General features: G+C 65.4%; 17 protein-coding genes. 5 read left to right on the forward strand and 12 right to left on the reverse strand.

Annotated features, from left to right (window positions below):
• The first annotated feature begins 51 nt into the window (after positions 1-51).
• From kdpB to BW995_RS08850, 4 genes are read left to right on the forward strand one after another with little or no spacing between them, the layout of a single operon-like run.
• A complete protein-coding gene (gene kdpB / locus BW995_RS08835) occupies positions 52-2,136 on the forward strand; it encodes a potassium-transporting ATPase subunit KdpB (RefSeq protein ID WP_076399836.1) in 2,085 nt (694 codons plus the stop codon).
• Between the two features lie 14 nt (positions 2,137-2,150).
• Complete coding sequence (gene kdpC, locus BW995_RS08840) at positions 2,151-2,726, forward strand: potassium-transporting ATPase subunit KdpC (protein WP_076400412.1); 576 nt, start codon at positions 2,151-2,153, stop codon at positions 2,724-2,726.
• Between the two features lie 21 nt (positions 2,727-2,747).
• Positions 2,748-5,432, forward strand: coding sequence for a sensor histidine kinase (locus tag BW995_RS08845; RefSeq protein ID WP_076399837.1), 2,685 nt, complete (start codon positions 2,748-2,750; stop codon positions 5,430-5,432).
• A complete protein-coding gene (locus BW995_RS08850; RefSeq protein WP_076399838.1) occupies positions 5,429-6,118 on the forward strand; it encodes a response regulator in 690 nt (229 codons plus the stop codon). Before BW995_RS08845 ends, BW995_RS08850 begins: the two co-directional genes overlap by 4 nt.
• Before the next feature lie 9 nt (positions 6,119-6,127).
• On the opposite strand, the gene cydC is transcribed toward BW995_RS08850, so the two are convergent.
• The 6 genes from cydC to BW995_RS08880 form a co-directional block, all read right to left on the reverse strand.
• Complete coding sequence (cydC, locus tag BW995_RS08855) at positions 6,128-7,855, reverse strand: thiol reductant ABC exporter subunit CydC (protein ID WP_076399839.1); 1,728 nt, start codon at positions 7,853-7,855, stop codon at positions 6,128-6,130.
• Positions 7,852-9,624: a thiol reductant ABC exporter subunit CydD gene (gene cydD, locus BW995_RS08860; protein WP_076399840.1), complete on the reverse strand. Its 1,773-nt coding sequence runs from the start codon at positions 9,622-9,624 to the stop codon at positions 7,852-7,854. The genes cydC and cydD overlap by 4 nt, the downstream gene beginning before the upstream one ends.
• A complete protein-coding gene (gene cydX, locus BW995_RS08865; RefSeq protein ID WP_076399841.1) occupies positions 9,621-9,743 on the reverse strand; it encodes a cytochrome bd-I oxidase subunit CydX in 123 nt (40 codons plus the stop codon). Before cydX ends, cydD begins: the two co-directional genes overlap by 4 nt.
• A gap of 32 nt (positions 9,744-9,775) precedes the next feature.
• Complete coding sequence (cydB, locus tag BW995_RS08870) at positions 9,776-10,927, reverse strand: cytochrome d ubiquinol oxidase subunit II (protein ID WP_084194702.1); 1,152 nt, start codon at positions 10,925-10,927, stop codon at positions 9,776-9,778.
• Between the two features lie 10 nt (positions 10,928-10,937).
• Positions 10,938-12,590, reverse strand: coding sequence for a cytochrome ubiquinol oxidase subunit I (locus BW995_RS08875; RefSeq protein ID WP_456152096.1), 1,653 nt, complete (start codon positions 12,588-12,590; stop codon positions 10,938-10,940).
• A gap of 68 nt (positions 12,591-12,658) precedes the next feature.
• Positions 12,659-13,165 carry an RrF2 family transcriptional regulator gene (locus BW995_RS08880; RefSeq protein ID WP_076399843.1) on the reverse strand — a complete coding sequence of 169 codons (507 nt, stop codon included), beginning with the start codon at positions 13,163-13,165 and terminating at the stop codon, positions 12,659-12,661.
• Between the two features lie 309 nt (positions 13,166-13,474).
• On the opposite strand from BW995_RS08880, the gene BW995_RS08885 reads away from it, so the two are divergent.
• Positions 13,475-14,467 carry a hypothetical protein gene (locus BW995_RS08885; protein WP_076399844.1) on the forward strand — a complete coding sequence of 331 codons (993 nt, stop codon included), beginning with the start codon at positions 13,475-13,477 and terminating at the stop codon, positions 14,465-14,467.
• A gap of 52 nt (positions 14,468-14,519) precedes the next feature.
• On the opposite strand, the gene nadC is transcribed toward BW995_RS08885, so the two are convergent.
• From nadC to glyS, 6 genes are all read right to left on the reverse strand, one after another.
• Positions 14,520-15,371 (reverse strand): carboxylating nicotinate-nucleotide diphosphorylase, encoded by an 852-nt coding sequence (gene nadC / locus BW995_RS08890; RefSeq protein ID WP_076399845.1) that lies wholly within the window; start codon positions 15,369-15,371, stop codon positions 14,520-14,522.
• Positions 15,368-17,062: an L-aspartate oxidase gene (locus BW995_RS08895; protein ID WP_076399846.1), complete on the reverse strand. Its 1,695-nt coding sequence runs from the start codon at positions 17,060-17,062 to the stop codon at positions 15,368-15,370. The genes nadC and BW995_RS08895 overlap by 4 nt, the downstream gene beginning before the upstream one ends.
• Positions 17,062-18,090 carry a quinolinate synthase NadA gene (gene nadA / locus BW995_RS08900; protein WP_076399847.1) on the reverse strand — a complete coding sequence of 343 codons (1,029 nt, stop codon included), beginning with the start codon at positions 18,088-18,090 and terminating at the stop codon, positions 17,062-17,064. The genes BW995_RS08895 and nadA overlap by 1 nt, the downstream gene beginning before the upstream one ends.
• 786 nt (positions 18,091-18,876) lie before the next feature.
• On the reverse strand, positions 18,877-19,794 hold the full coding sequence (gene meaB / locus BW995_RS08905) for a methylmalonyl Co-A mutase-associated GTPase MeaB (protein ID WP_076399848.1): 918 nt from the start codon (positions 19,792-19,794) through the stop codon (positions 18,877-18,879).
• 492 nt (positions 19,795-20,286) lie between these two features.
• Positions 20,287-22,965: a pyruvate, phosphate dikinase gene (ppdK, locus tag BW995_RS08910; RefSeq protein WP_076399849.1), complete on the reverse strand. Its 2,679-nt coding sequence runs from the start codon at positions 22,963-22,965 to the stop codon at positions 20,287-20,289.
• Positions 22,966-23,146: 181 nt separating this feature from the next.
• Positions 23,147-25,216, reverse strand: a complete 2,070-nt coding sequence (gene glyS, locus BW995_RS08915) for a glycine--tRNA ligase subunit beta (protein ID WP_076399850.1) — start codon at positions 25,214-25,216, stop codon at positions 23,147-23,149.
• Between the last annotated feature and the right edge of the window lie 4 nt (positions 25,217-25,220).

The following is a 25,220-nucleotide window of genomic DNA, read 5'->3' on the forward strand; positions in this document are numbered from 1 at the left end:
GGCGGGCCGCGCCCTGTGATGCGGCGGCCCGCGGACTGAAAGGACTTTACGATGTCCATCCATCATCCTGCGCCGGTGCGGCTGTGGGACCGGGCGATCCTTGCCCAGGCGGGACGGGCGGCGGTGTGCAAGCTCGACCCGCGCCAGATGGTCCGCAATCCGGTGATGTTTGCGACTGCCGTGGTGGCGGTGGTGGCGACGGTTCTCAGCCTGACCGCCACCAGTCATCAGGGCGTGATGAGCCAGATTACCCTGTGGCTGTGGTTCACCGTCCTGTTTGCCAACTTTGCCGAAGCCATTGCCGAAGGCCGTGGCAAGGCGCAGGCCGACAGCCTGCGGCGGACCAAAAGCGAAGCGGTGGCGCGGCGGGTTGTCTCGGCGGAGAGCGCGCTGGAGATGACCACCTGCGAGTCAGTCCCCGCCGAAGCGCTGCGGGCCGGTGATCTGGTCGAGTGCAAGGCCGGTGATTTGATCCCCGGCGATGGCGATGTGGTGTTCGGCATCGCTACCGTTGATGAAAGCGCCATCACCGGAGAATCTGCGCCAGTGATCCGCGAGTCCGGGGGCGACCGCTCGGCGGTGACCGGCGGGACGCGGGTGATCTCGGACCGGATCGTGGTCAAGATCACCTGCAATCCGGGGGAGAGTTTTCTCGACCGCATGATCACGCTGGTCGAAGGTGCCAAGCGGCAAAAGACTCCCAACGAGATCGCCCTGACCATTCTGCTGGTCGGACTGACGCTGATCTTCCTGCTGGTGGTGGCGTCGCTGCCGGTGTTTGCCAGTTGGTCGCGGGTTGATATTCCGCTGATGTTTCTGGCCGCGCTGTTCGTGACCCTGATCCCGACCACCATTGGCGGCCTGCTGTCGGCGATTGGCATTGCCGGGATGGACCGTCTGGTGACCTTTAACGTGATTGCCAAGTCCGGGCGGGCGGTCGAAGCAGCAGGAGACATTGATGTCCTGCTGCTGGACAAGACCGGCACCATCACTCTGGGGGCGCGTCAGGCCGCCGAGTTCGTCCCGCTGGGCGGGATCAGCGAGCGTGATCTGGCCGAAGCCGCCTTTCTGTCGTCGCTGGCCGACGACACCCCGGAAGGCAAGTCGGTGGTCCTGCTGGCCCGCCAGCGGTTCGGCTTTCAGGCTCCGCCGACCGAAGACCTGAGCTTCATCCCCTTTTCGGCCCACACCCGCATCAGCGGTGTGACCATTCGGGGGGCCTCGTGGGGCGGGGTGATGACCGCCACCAGTGAAATCCGCAAGGGGGCCAGTGATGCCATCCTGCGGCTGGTCACCCAGACCCGCGAGCTGACCGGCAGCATCGGGCGGGATCTGGCGCAGGCGGTCGAGCGGGTGGCGCGTAGTGGCGGCACGCCGCTGGTGGTGGCCCGCGATGGTCATCTGCTGGGGGTGATCCACCTGAAAGACACCATCAAGCCGGGGATCCGCGACCGCTTTGCCACCCTGCGGGCGATGGGCATCCGCACGGTGATGATCACCGGCGACAATCCGCTGACCGCCGCCGCCATTGCCGCCGAAGCCGGGGTGGATGATTTTCTCGCCGAAGCCACCCCGGAACGCAAGCTGGAGCTGATCCGGCAGTATCAGCAGGGCGGGCGGCTGGTGGCGATGTGCGGCGACGGCTCGAATGATGCTCCGGCACTGGCACAGGCCGATGTCGGGGTGGCAATGAACACCGGCACCCAGGCGGCGCGCGAGGCGGGCAACATGGTCGATCTCGACAGCGACCCGACCAAGCTGATCGAAGTGGTGATGATCGGCAAGCAGTTGCTGATGAGCCGGGGCGCGCTGACCACCTTTTCGATTGCGAACGACGTGGCGAAATACTTTGCCATCATCCCGGCGCTGTTCATCACTGCTTTTCCGCAGTTGCAGGCGCTGAACGTGATGGGGCTGGCCAGCCCGCAGTCGGCGGTGCTGTCGGCGATCATTTTCAATGCGCTGGTGATCATTGCCCTGATCCCGCTGGCCCTGAAGGGGGTGCGCTATCGCCCCGGCGATGCCGCCACCATCCTGCGGCGGAACCTGCTGGTGTACGGGGTTGGCGGGCTGGTGGTGCCCTTTATCGGAATCAAGCTGATTGACCTGCTGGTCAGCGGGTTGGGTCTGGCATGAACGGAGGACGAATGATGTGGTCGGTGATGCGGGCCGCTGGTGGCCTGGTACTGGTGATGACGATGATGACCGGGGTGGCCTATCCCCTGACGGTGACCGGGGTGGCGCAGGCGGTCTTTCCATGGCAGGCCGGGGGCAGTCTGCTGGAGCGGGACGGGGTGCCGGTGGGATCGGCCCTGATCGGGCAGGCGTTCAGCCAGCCGGGCTATTTCCATGGCCGCCCCTCGCTGGCCGGGACCGGCTATGATGCCGCCTCGTCGGGGGCCAGCAATCTGGCTCCGTCCAGCGCGGCGCTGATGGCGGCTATTGACCAGCGGGCGGCAGCCTTGCGGCAGGAAAACCCCGAGGCCCCGCATGACGTGCCGGTCGATCTGGTGACCGCCTCGGCGTCCGGGCTTGATCCGCACATTTCCCCGGCGGCGGCCTTGTGGCAGGTTAACCGGGTGGCGCGGGCACGCGGGGCGTCTCCCGAGGCGGTGCGGGCGCTGGTGATGGCCCATGTCGAAGGCCGGGCGCTGGGCTTTCTGGGTGAGCCGGTGGTCAATGTGCTGCGGCTGAATCAGGCGCTGGACCAGATGCAACCGCGATAAGCTGAAAGAGGAGACTTCCCGATGCCCACCCCGGCCCCAACCCCGACGGAAGATGGCCGTCCGTCGCCCGATGCCCTGCTGCGCGCCGCGCGGCAGGAGGGGCGCGGCCACCTGAAAATCTTTCTCGGGGCAGCGCCGGGGGTGGGGAAAACCTACGCCATGCTCAGTGCTGCCCATGAACTGCTGCGGCAGGGGGTGGATGTGCTGGCCGGGGTGATCGAGCACCACGGGCGCGAGGAAACCCGCGCCCTGTTGCAGGGGATGCCGCAGCAGCCCCTGATGACGCTGGACTACCGGGGACGCCCGTTTCAGGACATGGATCTGGACGGCATTCTGGCGCGGTCGCCCCGGCTGGTGCTGGTGGACGAATTTGCCCACAGCAACGTGCCGGGCTGCCGCCATGCCCGCCGCTGGCAGGATGTGGCCGAGCTGCTGGAGGCCGGGATTGATGTTTATACCACCCTCAACATCCAGCACCTCGAAAGCCTGAACGACATCGTGCAGCGCATTGCCGGGATCAAGGTGCGGGAAACGGTGCCGGATACGGTGTTTGCGGCGGCGGACGAGATCGAGTTGATCGACCTGCCGCCGCCGGACCTGATCCGCCGTCTGGAAGACGGCAAGGTCTATGTGCCCGAACAGGCCCGGCGGGCGATCCATCATTTCTTCTCGCCCGCCACCCTGACCGCCCTGCGCGAAATGGCCTTGCGGCAGGCCGCCGAGCGGGTGGACCGTCAGATGGTTGATTACATGCGTGCCCATGCGATCACCGGGCCGTGGCCAACCCGGGAACGGGTGCTGGTGTACCTTGACCCTGACTGTGATGGCGAACGGCTGGTGCGCAGCGGCAAGCGGATGGCCGAGCGGCGGGGGGCGTCGTGGGGAGCGGTGGTGGTCGAAACACCCCATGCGGCGGTGCTGGACGAGGCCCGGCGCGACCGGCTGGCCGCCGCCTTGCGCCTGACCTCCCGGTTGGGCGGCGACAGCACCACCATTCACGGGGATGATGCGGTGGAGGCCCTGCTGGGACACGCCCGCAGCAGCAATGCAACCGTGCTGGTGGTCGGACGGCAGCCCCGGCGCTGGTGGCGCCGGACGATGGCCGATCACCTGCTGGCCCGCAGTGGCGAGGTCAACCTGCTGGTGGTGGCCGAGCAGGCCCGGGGCAAGGACGAGGCTCAGGCCACCAGCCCGGCGGGCGTGGGCTGGTCGTGGCGGGCGGCGGTGGTGGCGTCGCTGGCGGTGGTCGGGGCGACGCTGGTCGGTCACGGCATTGACCTGTTGGGGCTGCCGTTGCCCAACATTTCGGTGGCCTATCTGATGGGGGTGTTGTTCGTCGCCATCCGGGCCGGGCAATTGCCCGCCATTGCAGCCTCGGTTGCCAGCTTCTTTGCCTTCAATTTCTTTTTTACCGAGCCGCGCTACACCTTTGCCATCACCGACACCCAGAACATCCTGACGGTGGTGTTCTTTCTGCTGGCGGCGGTGGTGGTCAGCCGGATGGCCGCCCGCCTGCGGGTGCAGGTGCAGGTGTTGCGTGAAAATGCCCGGCGGACGGAAACCCTTTATGCCTTTGGCCGCAAGGTCAGCGCCGCCGTGACCCAGGACGATGTGCTGTGGGCGATTGCCCACCATGTCGCCTCGACGGTCCATGGCTCGTCAGTGATCCTGTTGCCTGCCGAGGGTGGCTTGCAGGTGGCGGCGGCCTATCCCCCGGAAGACAATCTTGATGACCGCTCGGCGGCGGCGGCGGAATGGGCGTGGAGCCACGAGCAGGTGGCCGGGCGCGGCACCAGCACCCTGCCTGCCGCCCAGTGGCTGTTCATGCCGCTGAAGACCGCGCGTGGGGCGGTCGGGGTGCTGGGGGTGCATGTCGCCTCGCCGCAGGCTCCGCTGCCCGATACCATGCGGCTGGTGGAAACGCTGGCCGATCAGGCGGCGATTGCGCTGGAACGAACGACGCTGGTGCAGGACATCGAAGCGGCCCGGGTGGCGACCGAGCGGGAACGGCTGCGTTCGGCGCTGCTGTCGTCGTTGTCCCATGACCTGCGCACGCCGCTGGTGTCGATCATGGGGGCTTCCTCCAGCCTGCTCAGTTATGGCGACCGGCTGGATAATGGCAGCCGTACCGAGCTGGCGCAGACCATTCAGGACGAAGCCGAACGGCTGAACCGCTTTGTGCAGAACCTGCTCGACATGACCCGGCTGGGGGCGGGGGCGCTGGTGCCGAAACGCGACTGGGTGGATGTGCAGGACCTGTTGCGCAGTGTGGTCGGTCGGGCGGCACGCCTGACCGACCAGCATGTGGTGCAGGTCGAAATCACCCCGCAGATGCCATTGCTGTATGTCGATGGGGTGCTGATGGAGCAGGTGGTGTTCAACCTGCTGGACAATGCCTGCAAATATGCCCCTGCCGGGACGGTGGTCAAGCTGTGGGCCTCGCATACGGCAGGGCAGGCAGTGATCGAGGTGGTCGATCAGGGGCCGGGGATTCGGCTGGCGGACCGCGAGCGGGTGTTTGACATGTTTTATCGGGTCGATCAGGGCGACCACCGTTCCGGTACCGGGTTGGGGCTGGCGATTTGCCGGGGGATCGTGCAGGCCCATGGCGGGACCATCGTTGCCGATGGTGGCTTGCACGGGGTGGGAACCGGGGTGATTATCCGTCTGCCGCTGTCTGCTCCCCCCGCCGAGGCTCCGCCATGACCGCTCACCTGCTGGTGATTGATGATGAACCGCACATCCGCAAGTTTCTACGTATTTCCCTGACCGCCAACGGCTATCGGGTCAGCGAAGCCGCCACTGCGCAGGAGGGTTGCGAGGCGGCGCGCACGTTGTCGCCTGATCTGGTGATCCTTGACCTTGGTTTGCCCGATGGCGACGGGCAGGAGGTGATCAGCGCCATTCGGGCGGTGTCGGCCTGCCCGGTGCTGGTGCTGTCGGTGCGGGCGGATGAATTCGACAAGGTGGAGGCGCTGGATCGCGGGGCCAATGACTATGTGGTCAAGCCATTCGGGATTGCCGAACTGATGGCGCGGCTGCGGGTTCTGTTGCGGGCCGACCGCACCAGCCAGCAGCCTGCCGAGGTGGTGACCGCCGGAGCGGTCAGCATCGATCTGACCCGCCGTCTGGTCACCCGGCGGGGCGAGGCGGTGCATCTGTCGCGGCGGGAATGGGACTTGCTCAGTTGCCTTGCCCGTCACCCCGACCATGTGCTGCCGCACCGGCAGATCCTGAAAGAGGTGTGGGGTCCGGCCCATGTGGAGGACACCGCCTATCTGCGGGTCTACATGGGGCAGCTCCGGCAAAAGCTGGAGGACAATCCGGCGGAGCCAAAGCTGTTGCTGACCGAGTCCAGCCTTGGCTATCGCCTGAATACCGGAGAGGGGTAAGCCCTCCCGTTATGGCAGGGTCTCGAACAGACCCTGCACATAGGCGTTGCGGGCCAGCAGTTCCGGCAACGGGCCACTGTCCACAATCCGCCCCGCCGACAGGACGATGATCCGGTCCATCTTCTCCAGCCCGGTCGGGCGGTGGGTCAACAGGATCACCGTCCGCTGGCGCTGTTCGTCCAGCACGGCGTCAATCATCGCCTGTTCGGTCAGCGGGTCCAGTCCTTCGCCGGGTTCGTCCAGCAGCAGGACCGGTGCGCCGGTCAGCAGGGCGCGGGCAATCGCCAGACGGCGGACTTCGCCGCCGGACAGGGTTTGCCCGGCGGTGCCGACCATGGTCTTTTCGCCATCGGGCAGGCGGGCCAGCACACGATCAAACCCGGCGGCCTTGACTGCCGCCTGCACCTGCTCGGTGGTGGCATCGGGGGCCCCCAGCCGCAGGCTGTCGGCCAGCGGGCCGGACAGGATGTAGGGGCTTTGGCGGACCATGGTGATCCGGCTGTGCAGGTCGTCCTGCGTCAGGCTGCGCAGGTCCAGCCCGCCCAGTGTGACCTGACCGCTGTCGGGATCGCGCAGGCGCAGCAGCAGGGCGGCGAGGGTGGATTTGCCTGCCCCGCTTTCCCCGACGATGGCGACCCGGCTGCCTGCCGGAATGTCCAGCGTCAGGCCATCCAGCGAGGCGCGGCCCTGATCGGGGTAATGCACGCGCACGTCAGACAGCCGCAGGTCGGTACTGGCGGGCAGCGGTAAAGGTTGGGCCGGATCGCAGACTGACGGAGTGCGGTCCAGAATGGCAAAAATCCGCCGGGCCGACGCCAGCGCGGCGGGAATGCCGGTCAGGGCATCGGGAACGGCGGCCAGAGCCTCGGCGCTGGCCAGCAGGCCGAGCACCACCATGGTCAGCGAGGCTCCCTCCAGCGCACCAGTGGCGACCAGCGGGATCAGCAGGACCATCGCCGCGACCACTGCCAGATCGGCCGACAGGGCCACGCCAGCCTGTCCGGTCAGGCCCAGCCGGGCCACCTGTTGTTCGGCAGTCAGCAGGGCATCCATCTGCTGCTGTAACCGCTGTGTGCGGGCGGCAGCGGCGCCGGTCATCAACAACGGCGACAGGCCATCGAAGGTTTCGGTCAGCTCGCGGCGCAGTTCGGCCGTCTGGGCGGTGATGGTCTCGCCTGCCGGACGGGCCAGTTGCCCGAGGATCGCAGGCAGCACAAAGCCACCCGCAATCAAAATGACAGCCACCGCCAGCGCCAGCGCGGGCACCAGCAGGGCCAGCACCGCAATGATCACCGCCACCGTCAGCACCGCCACCGACAGCGGCGACACCAGCCGCAGGAACACCAGTTCAAGGCGGTCGGTGTCTTTGGTCAGGCGGGTGACCAGATCGCCGGTCCCGAGGTCGCCGGTATCGGCAGGCACCAGCGGTTCCAGTCCGGCGAACAGACGGCTGCGGATGGTGGTCAGCAGACGCAGGGTGGCTTCGTGGCTGATCACCCGGTCGGCATAGCGCCCGCCGGTACGGATGATCGCAAACATGCGGATCAGGGCGGCGGGGGTGAAATAGTTGATGGTCAGTCCGGCCACCCCGGCCAGCCCCATGGCGGTGATGAACCAGCCCGAGGTGGCCAGCAGGCCGATGTTGGCGAGGGTGGCGGCGGTGGAAATGACGATCGACAGGGCGATCCAGCCCGCTTGCGGGCGGCCCAGAGACAACAGACGCCACAGGGTGCTCATTTCTGTTCTCCCTTCAGGGTGGTCTGTTCTCCCTTTCGGGTGGCAACCATGCGGGCATAGGTTCCGCCCTGTGCCAGCAGCGCCTCGTGGGGACCGTCTTCGATCACCTGCCCGGCGGACAGCACCACGATGCGGTCAGCGTCGCGCACGGTGGACAGGCGATGGGCAATGGTCAGCATGGTGCGGCCTTGTCGCAGGCGATGCAGGGCGAGGGTGATCGCCTGCTCGGTGGCGGGGTCAAGGTGGGCGGTCGGCTCGTCGCACAGGACCAGCGGGCCGGGGGCATAAAAGGCCCGCGCCAGTGCCATCCGTTGCGCTTCGCCACCGGACAGGCCATGGCCTCCATCGCCGATCACCGTCTGTACCCCGTGCGGCAGACGGGCGATGAAGGCCTCGGCCTCAGCGTCGTGGATGGCGGCGTGCAGACGGGCCGGGTCAGGCGCGCCGCTGGCGGTCAGCGCCCGCCCCATGGCGATGGCGTCGGCCACCGTTCCATGCGGCAGGTGCGAGCGTTGCGCCAGATGGGTCACCTGCTGCCGCCAGTCGGTCAGCGACAGGCTGGACAACGGCTGGTCATCAAGAAAAATCCCGCCGCTGTCCGGGGTGATGAAGCCGCACAACAGGCCGAACAGGGTGGTCTTGCCAGCACCGCTTTCGCCGACGATGGCGACATGCTCGCCCGCGCGGATGGTCAGCGACAGGCCGTTCAGCGCCGTGCGACCACTGCCATAGCGCACCGTCACGTTTTCCAGACGCAGGGTTTGCCAGGCCGGGACCGGCGTGGCGACGGCAGAAACCTCGGGAACCGGACGGGCGAGGAAGGCGGAAATCTTTTCGGCGGCGGCGGTGGCTTCCATGCGGGCGTGGCGCTGGGTGCCCATCAGGCGCAGCGGCGTATAGAATTCGGGGGCCAGCAGCAGCAGGAAAAAGCCGGTGTGAAAATCAAGCGATCCATCAAGCAGGCGGAACCCGATCAGCACCGCCACCAGCGCCACCGAAACCGAGGCAAAGAATTCCAGCACCAGCGCCGACAGGAACGCCTTGCGCAACACGCTCATGGTGTCGCGGCGATAGGCTTCGGCCATTGCTCCGACCGCCTCGACCATCCGCTGGCTGGCGCGCAGGACCTTCAGGTCCGGCAGGCCGCGCAGGGCTTCCAGCAGGTGGCCGCCCAGCCGCAGCAGGGTGGCCCACTGGCGCTGATTGGCTTTCTGCGCCGCCTTGCCCGCCAGAATCAGGAACAGCGGCATCAGCGGCAGGCTGAGGGCCAGAATGCCCGCCGTCTGCCAGTCGAGCGGCAGGGTGATCGCCAGAATCACCGGCGGCAGAACCATCACCGGCGCGCGGGCCGGCAGCCAGCGCCGCCAATAGGCTTCGGTTCCGGCCACCGCGTCCAGATGGACGGCAGCCATTTCCCCCGGCGAGGTATCGGCCAGCCGCACCGGACCAAGGCGCAGGGCATGGTCCAGCAGGCGGGCAAACAGGTGGCGACGGATGGCCGATCCTGCGCGCAGGGTCAGGTGTTCGGTCAGTTGCCCCAGCACCAGGCGGAGCAAAAACAGACCCGCCAGAGCGGCGATCCGGCTCTGGCAGGCGGCAAGGTCGGCCCTGGCAAACACCACCATGGTGATGATGTCGGCCATGATCCAGGCGGCGGCCAGTCCGGTCAGGCCCTGCACCGCGCGGGCGGTCAGGGCCAGCGGCATCAGGCGTCCCGCCGTCCGGCCAGCCGTGCGGATCAGGGAAGAGGTATCGGCAGTTTTTGTCACGGGGTTTTCCGTCGGTCGTCATCGCTGTCGAGGGTATCGCGGAATTCGTACCACATGACATTGATGACGGCGATAGCGGCGGCGGCAGTTACGCCCAGAATCCATGCAAAATACCACATCTGAGGGGTCTCCTTGCGGCCTGATAGGCGGCTTAATAGGCGGAATGTGAATTCCTGTTTATCTCTTCGGCGGTTACGCGGCCCCACATGCGGGTATAACACCAGACAGTGTAGGCCAATACGATCGGCAAAAAGATCACCACCGCCCAGAACATCACGGTCAGGGTCTTGTGGCTGGAAGCGGCATCCCAGACGGTCAGGCTGGAGTTCGGGTCCAGACTGGACGGCATGATGAACGGGAACATCGCCAGTCCGGCGGTGGCAATGATGCCTGCCATCGCCAGCGCGCTGGTGACAAAGCCCAGTCCCGGACGGCGGGCCGAAGCGAGCAAGGCGGTCAGCAGCGGGGCCAGCAGTCCGACCGCCGGAGCCAGCAGGGCCAGCGGCTGGCTGTGGTAAATGTCGAACCATGCCCCGGCGGCGCGCACCACCGTTTTGGCCAGCGGGTTGGGCAGGGCAGCATGGGACGGTTCGGCAACGATGCGATAGCCGTCAATGGCGCTCCACAGCCACAGCCCGGCCAGCCCGAAGGTCAGCGTCACCAGCGGGGCGAGCAGCCGGACCAGCCGCCGCGACCGCTCGGCCACCTCGCCCGAGGCGCGCAACTGCAACCACAGCCCGCCGTGGACGGTCAGCATGGTCAGGCTGAGCAGGCCGGTCAGCAGGGCAAACGGGTTCAGCAGCGGCAGCAGGGCGGTCAGCAGCGAGCCTTGATAATGCACCCGCAGCAGCTCGTCGAGGCGGAACGGCACTCCTTGCAGCAGGTTGCCAAAAGCAACGCCAAAGATCAGCGCCGGGACGGCTCCGCCAATGAACAGCCCCCAGTCCCACGCACTCCGCCAGCGCGGATGGTCGATTTTCGAGCGGTAATCAAAGCCGACCGGGCGAAAGAACAGCGCGAACAGCACCAGCAGCATCGCCATGTAAAAGCCGGAGAACGCCGCCGCATAGACCGCAGGCCAGGCGGCAAAGATCGCCCCGCCCGCAGTGATGAACCACACCTGATTTCCGTCCCAGTGCGGGCCGACGGTGTTGATGGCAATCCGGCGTTCGGTATCGTTGCGGGCGACGAACGGCAGCAGGCTGCCGACGCCCATGTCCATGCCGTCGGTGATGGCAAAGCCGATCAGCAGGGTGCCGACCAGCACCCACCACACCAGTTTCAGGGTTTCATAGTCCAGCATCACAGCCTCCTTATTCCGCCGGATGGGCTTCAAAATGATAGCGGCCGGTGTGCAGGGCACTGGGCCCCAGACGGGCGTATTTCACCATCAGGAACACTTCGATGATCAGCAGCACGGTGTAAAAGGTGGCAAAGCCGGCCAGCGAGAAAATCAGGTCGCCGGAGGTCAGGCTGGAGGTGGCGAGGAAGGTCGGCAGGACTTCGCCAATCGCCCACGGCTGGCGGCCAAACTCGGCGACGAACCACCCCAGTTCACAGGACAGCCACGGCAGGGGAATGGCGGCCACCGCCATCCACAACAGCCAGCGGTGCTGTTCCAGACGGCGGCTGGCGTTCAGCACAAAGGCGGCGGCAAAGATGAACAGCATGGTAAAGCCAAAGGCGACCATCAGGCGAAAGCCCCAGAACAGCGGCCAGACGGTGGGGATGGTCGAGGCCGCCGCCGCCTGAATCTGTGCCTCGCTGGCGGTGGTGGGGTCTTCGGTGAACTGCTTCAGCAGCAGGCCATAGCCGATGTCCGCCGCATGGGCGTCAAAGGTGGCGCGGGTGTCCGGGCTGCTGTCGCCCGCACGGATTTTTTGCAGGGCACCATAGGCGATCTGACCGGAGCGGATGCGGACTTCGTGGTCGCGTTGCAGGTCGGCCAGTCCCTTGACCTCGGTATCGGTCGAGCGGGTGGCGATCAGACCCAGCAGGTACGGCACCTTGAGGGCGGCATGGGTTTCCTGCGTTTCCTGTGACGGGAAGCCGAACAGGGTGAAGCTGGCCGGGGCCGGTTCGGTTTTCCATTCGGCTTCGATGGCGGCCAGCTTGACCTTTTGCACGTCGCCCAGCTCATAACCGCTTTCATCACCCAGCACGATCACCGCCAGACACGAGGCCAGCCCGAAACCGGCAGCCACCGCAAACGAGCGGCGGGCAAAGGCCAGATCGCGCCCTTTCAACAGGTACCACGAGGAAATGCCCAGCACGAACATCGAGGCGGTAACGTATCCCGCCGCCACCGTGTGGACGAATTTCACCTGCGCCACCGGGTTCAGGAACACCTCGGTAAAGCTCATCATTTCCATGCGCATGGTTTCGGGCGAAAACACCGCCCCGACCGGGTTTTGCATCCAGCCGTTGGCGACCAGAATCCACAGGGCCGACAGGTTCGACCCCAATGCAGTGAAGAAAGTCACCGCCAGATGCTGGCGTTTGCCGAGCTTGTCCCAGCCAAGGAAGAACAGCCCGATGAAGGTGGATTCGAGGAAAAAGGCCATCAGGCCTTCGATTGCCAGCGGCGCGCCGAACACGTCCCCGACATAGTGGGCGTAATAGGACCAGTTGGTACCGAATTCAAATTCCATCGTCAGGCCGGTGGTGACCCCGAGAGCAAAGTTGATCCCGAACAGCTTGCCCCAAAAGCGGGTCATGTCGCGGTAAATCTCTTTGCCGGTCATCACATAGGTTGTTTCCATGATCACCAGCAGCCAGCTGAGGCCCAGTGTCAGGGGAACAAACAGAAAGTGGTATAGCGCGGTGACGGCGAACTGCCAGCGGGACAGTTCGACAAATGTCTGGTCGATCATCAGGACGATCTCCCGGATGAGGGCGTTGAAGGACGCAACGCCTGCGGCCAGTGCAGACAGGGCAGGGGCCGGGGCGATGCGCGGGCGGAGCAAGAGCGGCTCTGCCTTCGGGATACGCCTTCAAAGATTTATCGTCAATAAATATTTAGGTCTCTCTAATGTTATGGGGAGGCAGGCCGCAGCGGACAGCCGGTTTCCAACACGGGAACCGCCGGAACCGGCACGGGCTGGACCGCATCAAGGGCAAAAATCGCCTGCAATTCCGCCTTGTTGGCGGCGAGGTCGGCCAGCGTGACCGAATCGAGCACTGCCAGAAAGGCGGCATTGGCCGCTTGCAACGCCTTGCGGAAATGGCAGGCATGGATCAGCGGACAGGTGTTGGTTGCCGGATCAAAGCATTCCACCAGCTTGAAGCCGTCTTCGGTTTTGCGGATCACTGCGCCCAGCACAATCGCCTCGGGGGCGACCGCCAGCCGAAAGCCGCCCCTGTTGCCGCGCACGGTGTCCAGATAGCCCCAGGCTCCCAGATGATGGACGCACTTCACCAGATGGGCCTCGGAAATACCGAAGCGGGCCGAGCTTTCCCGGATGGTGGTCAGGGTGGGCGAGCGCACGGCGGCAATCATCAGCAGGCGGACGCAGTAGTTGGAAAAGCTGGTCAGTTTCATCGACGGTACAGCCTCTGGCAGGGCAAGGACGGGCGGGGATCTACCCTGTAACATATATGATGTATAAATCTTACGGAATACCCGTTTTAATAAAAAGGCTATTCAAGCCTGTCGCAAAATTGCCGTGATGCCGTCGTCAAAAAGCCCTCTTTTGCCTCCAGTATGACCTACCAAGAGGGGTTTCGTGCCGCATTGATCTTCCCATGGTGATGGTATTGATGTACTTCCCTTGTTCTTGGGGTTTTATCAGCAAAGCGCAGGTCGGGTGAGCATACCGCCGACCTTTTTTCTAAACCGGGTGACAAAACGATGTCCAAAAAGGTGTTGATCGGCGGACTGGCCGGTGTGGTGGTGGTGGGGCTGGCCGTGGGGGGCTGGGTCTATGCCACGCACAAGGCAACAGAATTCGCCAAGGCCGAGGTTGACAAGTTTCTGGTGACCAGCCAGTTGCAGGGAAAGGTCACCTATCAGGAGGTGACGGCCTCGCCGCTGGGATCGGCGTCGATCAAGGGCATTGCCGTGACCGCCCCCGAAGCGCAGGGGGTGACCATTGACGAAATCTCCGTCAAGGATGCCGAATTCCATGATGGGAAGATGTACAAGGGCACACTCAATGCGCATGGGGTGAAGGTGCCGCTGGTCGAACTGGCCAATCGCCAAACCCTGTCGCCAAGGGATCAGCAGCTCGTGCAGGGTATGGCGCGGATGGGCTATGGCGTGCTGTATGGCGATCTTGGCATGACGTCCGGCTATGACGCCAAATCGCAGCAGGCGACCTCTGTCCTGTCCCTGAGCATCAAGGACATGCTGACCCTGTCTCTGGACGTCGGCTATGGCAATGTCAGCGAAGAGTTGATCAAATCCTTCATGGCCTTCAGCGAGCTGGCCGCAACCGGGACCGCATCGCAGCAGCAGATGGTCGGGCAGTTGCTGGGGGCTTTGGGGCAGGCAGGCAATGTGACGCTGTTGAACAACAGCTTCCGGGTTGACCTGCAAGGGCTGGCGCCACGTTTGCAGAAAGAGCTGGACAAGGAACAGCCGGGGCTGCTGGCACAGCAGGCCGGTGTCCTGTCCCAGACCCTGTCGCAAGGTCTGATCAAGGCGGGAGTGGCTCAGGCGGACGCACAAAAGGCCGGGACTGCCGTGTCCGAGCTGCTCCAGAAAGGCACGCCGCTAACGGTAAAGTCCAACATGGCCGTGCCGTTGCCAGTGTTCAAGAACGGCAACTTCATGATGCCCGCCTTTACCGATGTTGGAACGTATCTGGCGGTGACCAAGACCACCATCAGCAGCGGCACCTGATTGCGAGGTGCCTTTCCCCCCGCAGGACAGCCATCCTGCGGGGGGAATTTTTTTACCCGATGAAGTCCAGGCCGACATCCAGCGACTTGGCGCTGTGGGTCAGGAAGCCCAGCGAGACCAGATTGACCCCGCTGGCGGCAATGGCGGCCAGATTGTCGAGGGTCACCCCCCCCGAAGCCTCGGTGGTCATCCGCCCGGCAACCAGCGCCACCGCTTCGCGCAGTTGATCCGGGCCCATGTTGTCGAGCAGAACCGCATCGGCCCCGGTTGCCAGCAGTTCGCGCAACTGGTCGAGGGTATCCACTTCGACTTCGATCTTCACCATGTGGCCGAGACTGCTTTTGGCCCGCCGCACCGCTTCGGTGATGCCACCGGCCACCGCAATGTGGTTGTCCTTGATCAACACCGCATCGTCCAGACCAAAGCGGTGATTGGTGCCGCCGCCGGTGCGGACGGCGTACTTTTCCAGCACCCGCAGGCCCGGAGTGGTCTTGCGGGTACAGGCAATGTCACAGCCCAGCGGCTTGGCAATCGCCACACACTGGCGGGTGTTGGTGGCAATCGCCGACAGGCGGCCCAGCAGGTTCAGGGCCACCCGCTCGCCGGTCAGGATGCCACGGGCCGGGCCGGAGACGGTGGCAACGGTGGTGCCGGGGTCGACGTCGCTGCCGTCGGGGTAGTGGATGTCAAACACCACCGCCGGATCGACCAGCCGGAACACCAGCTCGGCCATCGGCAAACCGCACACGCGGCCCGCCTTGCGCAGCTTGACCTCGGCGCGGGCGGTCATCCCCGGCGGGGCGATGGCATCGGTGGTGATGTCACCGGCCCGCCCCATGTCTTCGCGCAGGGCGTCGCGCAACAGGGGCTCGATGATCAGCGGATGGGGGGCGGACAGGGTCATGCTGGGCTCCGGGGAACGGACTGAAGGGGAAACAGGGTGCTGGCCGGGGCGGGGTTTGACGGTTCGCCCGCCAGACCGTGCAAGGGGAGGATTTCCGCACTGCGCGGGGTGCGTCCCTGCCGGACGGTCAGCCGGTGGCAAAAGGCCTCGCGCGGCTGCGGGTGGTCAAGGCGGTAATGGGCGCCCCGACTTTCCTGCCGGTGCTCGGCACTGGCCAGCAGCAACGGCACCAGGGTCAGCAGGGAACGGGCCTCGGCCCAGGCCTGCCCATCGGCGAGTGACGGTGCTACCCGTGGCAGGGCCGAGAACTGCTGGTCAAGGCGGGCCACCTCGTCCATCGCTGCGCGCAGGCCTTCACCGTCGCGCACCAGCCCCAAGGTGCGGCTGCACAGGACGCGCAGGGCGTCACGCACCGCGCAGCAGCCCGCGCCATCGCGCACGGCGGGGATGCTGACGGCGGCAATCGCCATCTCGCGGTTCAGGCGGCCATCGGCGGCGGCCAGCGTGATGTCGGCGGCCACCCGGTCGCCAAACACCAGCGCTTCCAGCAGCGAGTTCGAGGCCAGCCGGTTGGCACCATGGACGCCGGTACAGGCCACTTCGCCGCAGGCCCACAGACCGCTGAGGCTGGTGCGTCCGCGGTGATCGGTGACCACTCCGCCCATGTGATAGTGGGCGGCGGGAACCACCGGCACCGGAGCGGTGAACGGGTCAAAGCCATGGGCGCGGCAGCTTTCCAGCACCTGCGGGAAGTGCCCGGCACCATCACGGGCCAGCGCCGGGCGCAGGTCGAGGAACACCGGCTGCCCCGCTGCCGCCCGTTTGCCGACGGCACGCGCCACCACATCACGCGGAGCCAGATCGGCCAGCGGGTGTTCGGCGGCCATGAACGCCACCCCGTCCCGGTCGAGCAGCACCGCGCCGGAGCCGCGCAGGGCTTCGGTCAGCAGTGGCAACCGCGAGCCGTCGCTGTCGGGAATGGCCAGCGCGGTGGGGTGGAACTGCATGAATTCCAGATCAGCCAGCAGGGCGCGGGCGCGGGCGGCCATCGCCAGACCGTCGCCGGTATTCTCCGCCGGGTTGGTGGTCTCGCGCCAGGCCATCCCCATGCCCCCGCTGGCCAGCACCACCGCGCTGGCGGGCTGGATGCGCCAGCCGGTTGGGTCGAGGATCAGCACTCCGCGCAGGCTGTTGCTGTGCGGGTCAAGGATCAGGTCAACCGCCAGCGAGTCACTGCAACAGGTGATCGACGGAGTGTTGGCGACCTCGGCCAGCAGGGTGGCGGCGACGTGTTTGCCGGTGGAATCGCCCCCGGCATGGATCACCCGCGCCTGTCCGTGCGCAGCTTCGCGGGCCAGTGCCAGACGGCCATCGGGGGTGCGGTCAAACGGCATGCCCTGCGCCAGCAGGCGGGCGATGGCGCGCGGGCCTTCGTGGGCCAGCAGGGCGGCGATGCTGCCATCGGTCAGACCGGCTCCGGCACTGACGGTATCGGCGGCGTGCAGGGCTGGCTGATCGGCCTCGGCCAGCGCCGCCGCGATGCCGCCTTGCGCCCACGGGGTCGAGCCTGCGGTCAGGCTGGCGGTCTTGCTGAGGACCATTACCGGCAGCGGAGCCAGCGACAGGGCGGCGGACAGGCCAGCCGCGCCGCTGCCGATCACCACCACCGGCGGCAGAGAAGAGTGGGTCATCACCGGGCCTCCGGTTCAGGAGCGATCGGGGTATTGCGGCCACAGGCCAGCATCCGGTCCACCGACAGGCGGGCCTTGTGGGCAATGGCCGGGTCAACGGTGATCTGCGGGTCGAGGGTCAACAGGGAGTCGCGGATTTTCTCCAGCGTGATCCGTTTCATGTGCGGGCACATGTTACAGGCACGAATGAACTCGGTTTGCGGAGCCGAGGCCATCAGGTTTTCCCCCATCGAGCATTCGGTCACCAGCAGCACCCGCGCCGGAGACTGGTCGCGGATGAAGTCGATCATCTGCGCCGTCGATCCGGCAAAGTCGGCGGCTTCGACCACCGGACGCGGGCATTCCGGGTGAGCAATCACCACCAGATCATCGCCAAAGCTGTCGCGGATGTCGGCAATGTCTTCGGGGGTGTACAGCTCGTGGACTTCGCAGGCTCCGGGGAAGGAAATAATGCCATAGCGGGTCTGGGCGGCGATGTTTTCTGCCAGATAGCGGTCGGGCAACAGCAGGCAGCGGTCCACACCCCATTCGGCACAGATGCTTTCGACCACCTGCACCGCATTGCCCGAGGTGCAACAGACATCGGCCTCGGCCTTTACCTCGGCGGAGGTGTTGACATAGACCACCACCGGCAGGCCGGGATGCTCGGCCTTCAGGCGGCGGACATCATCGGCGGTGATCGCCTCGGCCAGCGAGCAGCCCGCTTGCAGGTCGGGCATCAGCACCACCTTGTCCGGGTTCAGCACCTTGGCGGTTTCGGCCATGAAATGCACCCCGGCCATCACGATCACCGAGGCGGTGGCTTCGACCGCTTTCTGCGCCAGCGCCAGCGAGTCGCCGGTGATGTCGGCCACGCAGTGGAAGATTTCCGGCCGCATGTAGTTGTGGGCCAGAATCACCGCGTCACGGTCGATCTTCAGGCGGTTGATCTCGGCCACCAGCGGGGCGAGCTGTGGCCATTCGGTGGCGGTAATCAAACCCTCCAGCGCGGCTGGCAGGACGGGAAGCGCGGGTGTTTCAGCGTTCATGGTCGGCTCGTGGGCTGCGGGGTGGAGGGGGGGGTGCTTATGCTCCCCCTGAGTGCGGTCTTTGTGCTCGGAGGGAGGGCTGTTTTTGTGCTCTGATAGAGTATTTATCTTATACTCGTATAGAGCATAAAAAAGTGAAAGGCAAGCCCGTTGCCGATCAGCAAAGGGAACAAGGGCGTGGAGACGGCTGTTTGCGCGAACCTCAAGCGTGCCGGAATTTCCTGGGAGGTTCGCGCTGGCGTATCGTGTTGAAAAATAAGGATTGTCGTTTTCACATAATATGTGTACATGCAATTTTCGGAAAAAATGCCCGAGGTTCGCGCAAATGCCCTCTTTTCCTGAAGAAAACTAATCTGTTACACTACCCGCCGTCGCGCCCTCACGGGAGCGTGGATTGAAACTGATTCATATGACCCATTAAATCAACGATTGTTGTACCGTCGCGCCCTCACGGGGGCGTGGATTGAAACAAGGGCGGCTTTACGGGCGACAAACCGGCTGTAGGTCGCGCCCTCACGGGGGCGTGGATTGAAACAGATGACCCCCAAGAATGTGCATCATCTCGTGCTTCAGGTCGCGCCCTCACGGGGGCGTGGATTGAAACTAAATCGCCAGTCCATCCATCACCGATCCGCCGAGGTCGCGCCCTCACGAGGGCGTGGCTTGCGCCATGCCACCCGGTGGAATGGTCCCGCTTTTCGTCGATGACCAAAAAACGGGGTCCGGGGCCTCAAGGCCCCGGCGAGGTGTGGAGCAGCGCTCCACCTCCCTTCCTTCCCCTCTGGCTTAACCCTGCAACCGCCCGGCCACCTCGGCCAGCGCACTGAACGGCGAACTCCCCGCCGCCAGCGTCAGGGTTCCGGCCCGCTTCAGGCCCTCGCGGCCAAAGCGCTCGCGGACGAATTCGGCCAGCCAGTCCTCGGCCTGCGCCTGCCGGACACTCGCCCGCTGGGGGCCGAGATGGGCGGCGTGTTGGTCGATGGTGTCGATCACCTGATCCACCCCTTCGCCGCGTTGGGATGACACCAGCAGCACCGGAATCAGCCAGTCGCTTTCTTCCGAGGCCAGCGACAGCGCGCCTTCGACATCGGCGCGGGCACGGCGGGCTTCGCGGTCCATGTCGGCCTTGGTCACCAGCACGATGTGGGGAATCTCGGCGATTCCGGCCTTCATGAATTGCAGACTGTCGCCAGAACCGGGCTGAACGCAGAACAGTACCGTATCGGCCACCCGCACCACGTCGGTTTCCGACTGGCCGACGCCGACCGTTTCAATCAGCACCACGTCATACAGCGCCCGCATCAGCACCATCGCGCCGACGGTCAGCCCGGCCAGACCGCCCAGCCGGTCGCGGGCGGCCATTGAGCGGACAAAGATGCCGGTATCTTCCGGGTCGGTGGTCAGGCGGGTGCGGTCGCCGAGCAAGGCCCCGCCCGAGCGGCGGGATGACGGGTCAACGGCGATCACCGCTACCCGGCGGTTACGCTGTCGCCACCCGGCAATCAGGGCATTGATCAGGGTGGATTTGCCGACGCCGGGCGGGCCGGTGATGCCGACCACATGGGCCTGTGGCTCGGCATAGGCGGCAGACAGCAGGTCGATGGTTTCCGGGGCATCGGGGCGGGCTTCGATCATGGCCAGCGCCCGTGCCAGCGCTGCTTTGCCGCCGGTACGCAGGGCGGCGAACGAGAGGGAGGCCGTCATCAGGGGAAGCTCCAGACAGAAAAAAAAGGACCTGGACCAGCGTGCGTTAGACCTGACGTAGGCACGCTGGTCCAGGTTTCTATTTTGTCGCAGTGATTTTGCGCAAAACCGGAACCACTTTTGCGCTCACTGCTCTAACGGATGACCCGCTACGTCCTTTTTCAAATCAGTGAGTGCAGCGAAACAAAGCCTTGCGGCTGTGAGGGCGAGTCATACCACAGGAGACAACAGTCGCTGAAAGAGAGTGGGCTACCGCCCAACCCCGTTCGGGGGCTAGAGCGTTTTCACACTGAGCGAAAACGCTCTCCGCTTTTCGTGCCGCATTTTCCGAGCCGTTGACCGTAGACGGTCAACTTGAAAATGCTCTATTGCCCCCGAGCCCCCTTTTTTCCTTGATGATCAAAGGAACGGGGTCTGGGGCCGACTGGCCCCAGCGAGGTGTGGAGCAGCGCTCCACGTCCTTCTTCCCTGTCCTGCAGGCTCACAGCCGGATTACTTCGTGCCGTTGATCTCGCCGCCGATGGCTGCCTGAGCAGCCGCCAGACGGGCGATCGGCACGCGGTACGGCGAGCAGGACACGTAGTCGAGGCCGATCTCTTCGCAGAAGGCGATCGAGGCCGGGTCGCCCCCGTGTTCACCGCAGATGCCCATCTTGATCCCGGCGCGGGTCGAACGACCACGTTCGGCGGCGATCCTGACCAGTTCGCCGACGCCATCACGGTCGATGGTGGCAAACGGGTCTTTTTCATAGATGCCGCGCAGGCGGTAGGTTTCGAGGAACGGGCCGGAGTCATCACGCGACATGCCCAGAGTGGTCTGGGTCAGGTCGTTGGTGCCGAACGAGAAGAATTCGGCGCTTTCGGCGATTTCGGCAGCGCGCAGGGCGGCGCGCGGCAGTTCGATCATGGTGCCGACGGCATAGCTCAGGGTGGTGCCGGTTTCGGTGAACACCTGCGCTGCGGCCTTGTCGACCACCGCCTTCAGCAGATCGAGTTCCTTGCGGGTGCCGATCAGCGGGATCATCACTTCGGGAACCACGGTCTGGCCCGAGGCCTGAGACACCTGCACCGCCGCCTGGAAGATGGCCAGCGCCTGCATCTCGTAGATTTCCGGGTAGCTGATGCCCAGACGGCAGCCACGATGACCGAGCATCGGGTTGGATTCCGACAGGGTGGCGACCAGCGTGCGGATGGTCTTCAGCTCGACGCCCGCCGCGTTGGCGACTTCCTGCATTTCGTCCTGGGTGTGCGGCAGGAATTCATGCAGCGGCGGATCGAGCAGGCGGATGGTCACCGGCAGGCCCTGCATGATCGAGAACAGGTCGATGAAGTCCTGACGCTGGTACGGCAACAGCTTTTCCAGCGCCGCCCGGCGACCGGCTTCGTCCTGCGCCACGATCATCTGGCGCATGTGGATGATGCGCAGCGGATCAAAGAACATGTGCTCGGTGCGGCACAAGCCGATGCCTTCGGCCCCGAACTTGCGGGCGGTCTGGGCGTCGAGCGGGGTTTCGGCGTTGGTGCGCACCTTCAGGCGGCGGCCAGCGTCGGCCCATTCCATCAGGGCGGCAAAGTCGCCGGTCAGTTCCGGCTGGATGGTCGGCACTTCGCCGCGCATGATCTGGCCGGTCGAACCGTCCAGCGTTACCACGTCGCCTTCCTTGATGGTCAGACCGCTGATGGTGAACAGCTTTTCGGCGTAGTTGATACGGATCATGCCTGCACCGGCGACGCAGGGACGGCCCATGCCACGGGCAACCACCGCTGCGTGGCTGGTCATGCCGCCACGGGTGGTGATGATGCCCTGAGCGACGTGCATGCCGCCGATGTCTTCCGGGCTGGTTTCGATACGGGCGAGGATCACCTTTTCGCCGCGCTTGGCCCAGTCTTCGGCGTCTTCGGCCGAGAACACCACCTTGCCCGAAGCCGCACCGGGCGAGGCCGGCAGGCCGCTGGCGATCACGTCACGCGGGGCCTTGGGGTCCAGCGTCGGGTGCAGAAGCTGGTCAAGCTGCATCGGGTCGATGCGCATGATGGCTTCCTTTTTGTCGATCAGGCCTTCGTTGGCCATATCGACGGCGATCTTCAGCGAGGCGGCGGAGGTGCGCTTGCCGTTGCGGGTCTGGAGCATCCACAGCTTGCCGCCCTGGATGGTGAACTCCATGTCCTGCATGTCTTTGTAGTGGGCTTCCAGACGGTGACGAATGGCGTCCAGCTCGGCAAACAGGCCCGGCATCACTTCTTCCATCGCCGGCAGGTCGGACTCGTTGCGGGTCTTGCCTTCGATGGTCAGGTGCTGCGGGGTGCGGATCCCGGCCACCACGTCTTCGCCCTGGGCGTTGACCAGATATTCACCGTAGAAGGTGTTCTCGCCGGTCGACGGGTCACGGGTAAAGGCCACGCCGGTGGCGCAGTCATCGCCCATGTTGCCGAACACCATCGCCTGCACGTTGACGGCGGTGCCCCACGATTCCGGGATGTCATGCAGGCGGCGATAGGTGATCGCGCGCTGGTTCATCCACGAGCCGAACACGGCGCCGACAGCGCCCCACATCTGTTCGGTCGGGTCTTCGGGGAACGGGCGGCCCAGTTGCTCGGCCACCTTGGCCTTGTACTTGCCGACCAGTTCTTTCCAGTCGTCCGCGCCCAGTTCGGTGTCGAGGTTATAGCCGCGGTCGGCCTTCAGGTCTTCCAGCAGGTCTTCGAAGTGGTGGTGGTCGATTTCCAGCACCACGTCGCTGTACATCTGGATGAAGCGGCGATAGCTGTCATAGGCAAAGCGGGCATCGCCCGACTGGGCGATCAGGCCTTCGACCGTCTGGTCGTTCAGGCCGAGGTTCAGCACGGTATCCATCATGCCGGGCATCGACGCCCGCGCGCCGGAACGGACGGAGACCAGCAACGGGTTGCCGGCATCGCCGAATTTGGCGCCCATGATGCCTTCGACATCGGCCAGCGCGGTACGGACCTGATCCATCAGTTCCGCCGGGTACTGGTTGCCGTTGGCGTAATAATACGTGCAGACCTCGGTGGTGATGGTAAAGCCCGCTGGCACGGGGATTCCGATGTTGGACATCTCGGCCAGGTTGGCACCCTTGCCACCGAGAAGGTTCTTCATGTCGGCACGGCCTTCAGCCTTGCCATCACCAAAGGTGTACACCCACTTCGACATTATCGCAGCTCTCCCTGGGGGGCATTTAGAGCGGTTGGACGGGGCCACGGCTGGTTCCGCAGTCCCTGGGGAACTCCCATCGGCCCCGGTTGGAGGGTGGCCGTGTGGGGAAAGGGGGACGGCGTGACGCCATCCCCCTGAAACCGGTTGCTGGTGCCGGTTGCTGGTGGTGGTCGCGGGGTTAGCCCTCGACCGCCGAGAAGTCGGCCACCTGACCCATCGCCTGTCCGATCCGCGCCAGCAGGCGCAGGCGGTTGGCGCGGTGGTCGGCAGCGTTGACCGTCACCTGATCAAAGAAGGCATCGAGCGGAGCACGCAGACCGGCAAGGGCGGCGACCGCCCCGGCATAGTCTTCGGCGGCCAGCGCCGGGGCGGCAGCAGCCTCGACCTGTTGCAGCGCGGCGAACAGCGCCTGCTCTTCGGCCTGCACCAGCGCCGCCGGGTCAACCGGGCCGTCGTGCGGGCCATCCTTTTTGTCTTCGATGCGGACGATGTTCATCGCCCGGCGATAGGCGGCCAGCAGGTTGGCACCATCGTCGCTGTTGACCAGACCACCCAGCGCGTCCACACGCTTCAGCAGGCGGACCAGATCATCCTCGTTGCCCAGACCAAAGACGGCGGCAATCAGGTCATGACGCACGCCCTGTTCGCGCAGGAACACCTTCAGGCGGTCGGCAAAGAAGGCCAGCAGGTCGGCGGGCAGGGCGGCGGTGTCGCTGTCTGCCACGGTGGCAACCCCGGCATAGCCGCTCAGCGCCTGGGCAAAGGCCGCCAGCAGCGGCAGGCGCAGCTTGTTTTCCAGCACCAGCCGGATCACCCCCAGCGCCGCGCGGCGCAGGGCGAACGGGTCCTTGGAGCCGGTCGGCTTTTCACCGATGCCCCAGAAACCGACCAGCGTATCGATCTTGTCGGCCAGCGCCACGGCGACCGAAACCGGCTTGGTCGGGCAGCTATCGTTCGGCCCCAGCGGCGAATAATGCTCGGCGACGGCATCGGCCACCACCGGCTGTTCGCCATCGTGCAGGGCGTAATAGCGACCCATCACCCCCTGCAGTTCGGGGAATTCGCCAACCATGCCGGTGGACAGGTCGGCCTTGGCCAGTTGGGCGGCGCGTTCGACCTGCGCCAGATCGGCCCCCGGAATGTGGGCGGCCAGGCTTTTGGCCAGCGCGGTGACGCGGGTCACCTTGTCGAGGTCGCTGCCCAGACGGGCGTGGAACACCCGCTCGCCCAGCTTGGCAATGCGGCTGTCCAGACGGGCCTTGCGGTCCTGATCCCAAAAGAACTTGGCATCCGACAGGCGGGCGCGCAGCACGCGCTCGTTACCGGCGACGATCTGCGCGCCGTTGTCGGCGGTCAGCATGTTCGACACCACCACAAAGCGCGGTGCCAGCGAGCCATCGGCCTTCAGCAGCGAGAAATACTTCTGGTGGGCGCGCATCGAGGTCGACAGCACTTCGCCCGGAACGTCCATGAAGGCGTCGTCGATCTTGCCGACCAGAGCGGTCGGCCATTCGACCAGCCCGCAGACTTCGTTCAGCAGGCCGATGTCGTCCTTTAGCTGATAGCCTTCGGCCTTGGCGGCGGCTTCGGCCTGCGCCAGAATCACCTCGCGGCGCTCGTTGGCGTCCAGCATCACAAAGGCGGCGCGCAGCTTGGCCTGATAGTCGGCAAAGTCGCTGACGGTGAAGGCATCGGGGGCGAGGAAGCGATGCCCACGGGTGCTGTTGCCCGCAGTGACGCGGGCAAAGGCCACCGGCACGATCTCGCCGCCGAACAGGCACAGGATCGAATGCAGCGGACGCACCCAGCGGGTCGGGTTGTCCGACCAGCGCATCGACTTCGGCCACGGGAACACCGCCAATGCGCCTTCGACCACGTCCTTCAGCACTTCGGCGGTCGGGCGGCCCTTGGTTTGCAGGGTGGCAAACAGGAAGGTTCCCTTGGGGGTTTCGCGCTGTTCGCACTGCTCCAGCGTGAGGCCGACCGAGGCAAGGAAGCCTTCGACCGCCTTGGCCGGGGCGTCAACCTTGGGGCCGCGACGCTCTTCCGACACGTCGGGGGTGGCGGCGGGCAGGTCGTCGATCACCAGCGTCAGGCGGCGCGGGGTGACGTACGAGCGGGCCGACAGGTGCGGGAAGCCTGCCTTGGCCAGACCGTCGGCAACCAGCTTGTGCAGGGTTTCGGTCGCGGTGGCCTGCATGCGGGCCGGGATTTCTTCGGAAAACAGTTCTAACAGGAACTCGGCCATAGTC

The organism is Insolitispirillum peregrinum, assembly GCF_900156605.1.
GTDB classification, from domain to species: Bacteria; Pseudomonadota; Alphaproteobacteria; order Rhodospirillales; family Rhodospirillaceae; genus Insolitispirillum; species Insolitispirillum peregrinum.

What these genes read in the sequence shown, in the direction of transcription:
- BW995_RS08850 (WP_076399838.1), top strand. Translation starts at nt 5,429, where the DNA reads ATGACCGCTCACCTGCTGGTGATTGATGATGAACCGCACATCCGCAAG.
- nadC (WP_076399845.1), bottom strand. Translation starts at nt 15,371, where the DNA reads ATGACCCTGTCCGCCCCCCATCCGCTGATCATCGAGCCCCTGTTGCGC.
- BW995_RS08885 (WP_076399844.1), top strand. Translation starts at nt 13,475, where the DNA reads ATGTCCAAAAAGGTGTTGATCGGCGGACTGGCCGGTGTGGTGGTGGTG.
- nadA (WP_076399847.1), bottom strand. Translation starts at nt 18,090, where the DNA reads ATGAACGCTGAAACACCCGCGCTTCCCGTCCTGCCAGCCGCGCTGGAG.
- BW995_RS08895 (WP_076399846.1), bottom strand. Translation starts at nt 17,062, where the DNA reads ATGACCCACTCTTCTCTGCCGCCGGTGGTGGTGATCGGCAGCGGCGCG.
- kdpC (WP_076400412.1), top strand. Translation starts at nt 2,151, where the DNA reads ATGTGGTCGGTGATGCGGGCCGCTGGTGGCCTGGTACTGGTGATGACG.
- ppdK (WP_076399849.1), bottom strand. Translation starts at nt 22,965, where the DNA reads ATGTCGAAGTGGGTGTACACCTTTGGTGATGGCAAGGCTGAAGGCCGT.
- cydX (WP_076399841.1), bottom strand. Translation starts at nt 9,743, where the DNA reads ATGTGGTATTTTGCATGGATTCTGGGCGTAACTGCCGCCGCCGCTATC.
- cydB (WP_084194702.1), bottom strand. Translation starts at nt 10,927, where the DNA reads ATGCTGGACTATGAAACCCTGAAACTGGTGTGGTGGGTGCTGGTCGGC.
- cydC (WP_076399839.1), bottom strand. Translation starts at nt 7,855, where the DNA reads ATGAGCACCCTGTGGCGTCTGTTGTCTCTGGGCCGCCCGCAAGCGGGC.
- meaB (WP_076399848.1), bottom strand. Translation starts at nt 19,794, where the DNA reads ATGACGGCCTCCCTCTCGTTCGCCGCCCTGCGTACCGGCGGCAAAGCA.
- kdpB (WP_076399836.1), top strand. Translation starts at nt 52, where the DNA reads ATGTCCATCCATCATCCTGCGCCGGTGCGGCTGTGGGACCGGGCGATC.
- BW995_RS08845 (WP_076399837.1), top strand. Translation starts at nt 2,748, where the DNA reads ATGCCCACCCCGGCCCCAACCCCGACGGAAGATGGCCGTCCGTCGCCC.
- glyS (WP_076399850.1), bottom strand. Translation starts at nt 25,216, where the DNA reads ATGGCCGAGTTCCTGTTAGAACTGTTTTCCGAAGAAATCCCGGCCCGC.
- BW995_RS08880 (WP_076399843.1), bottom strand. Translation starts at nt 13,165, where the DNA reads ATGAAACTGACCAGCTTTTCCAACTACTGCGTCCGCCTGCTGATGATT.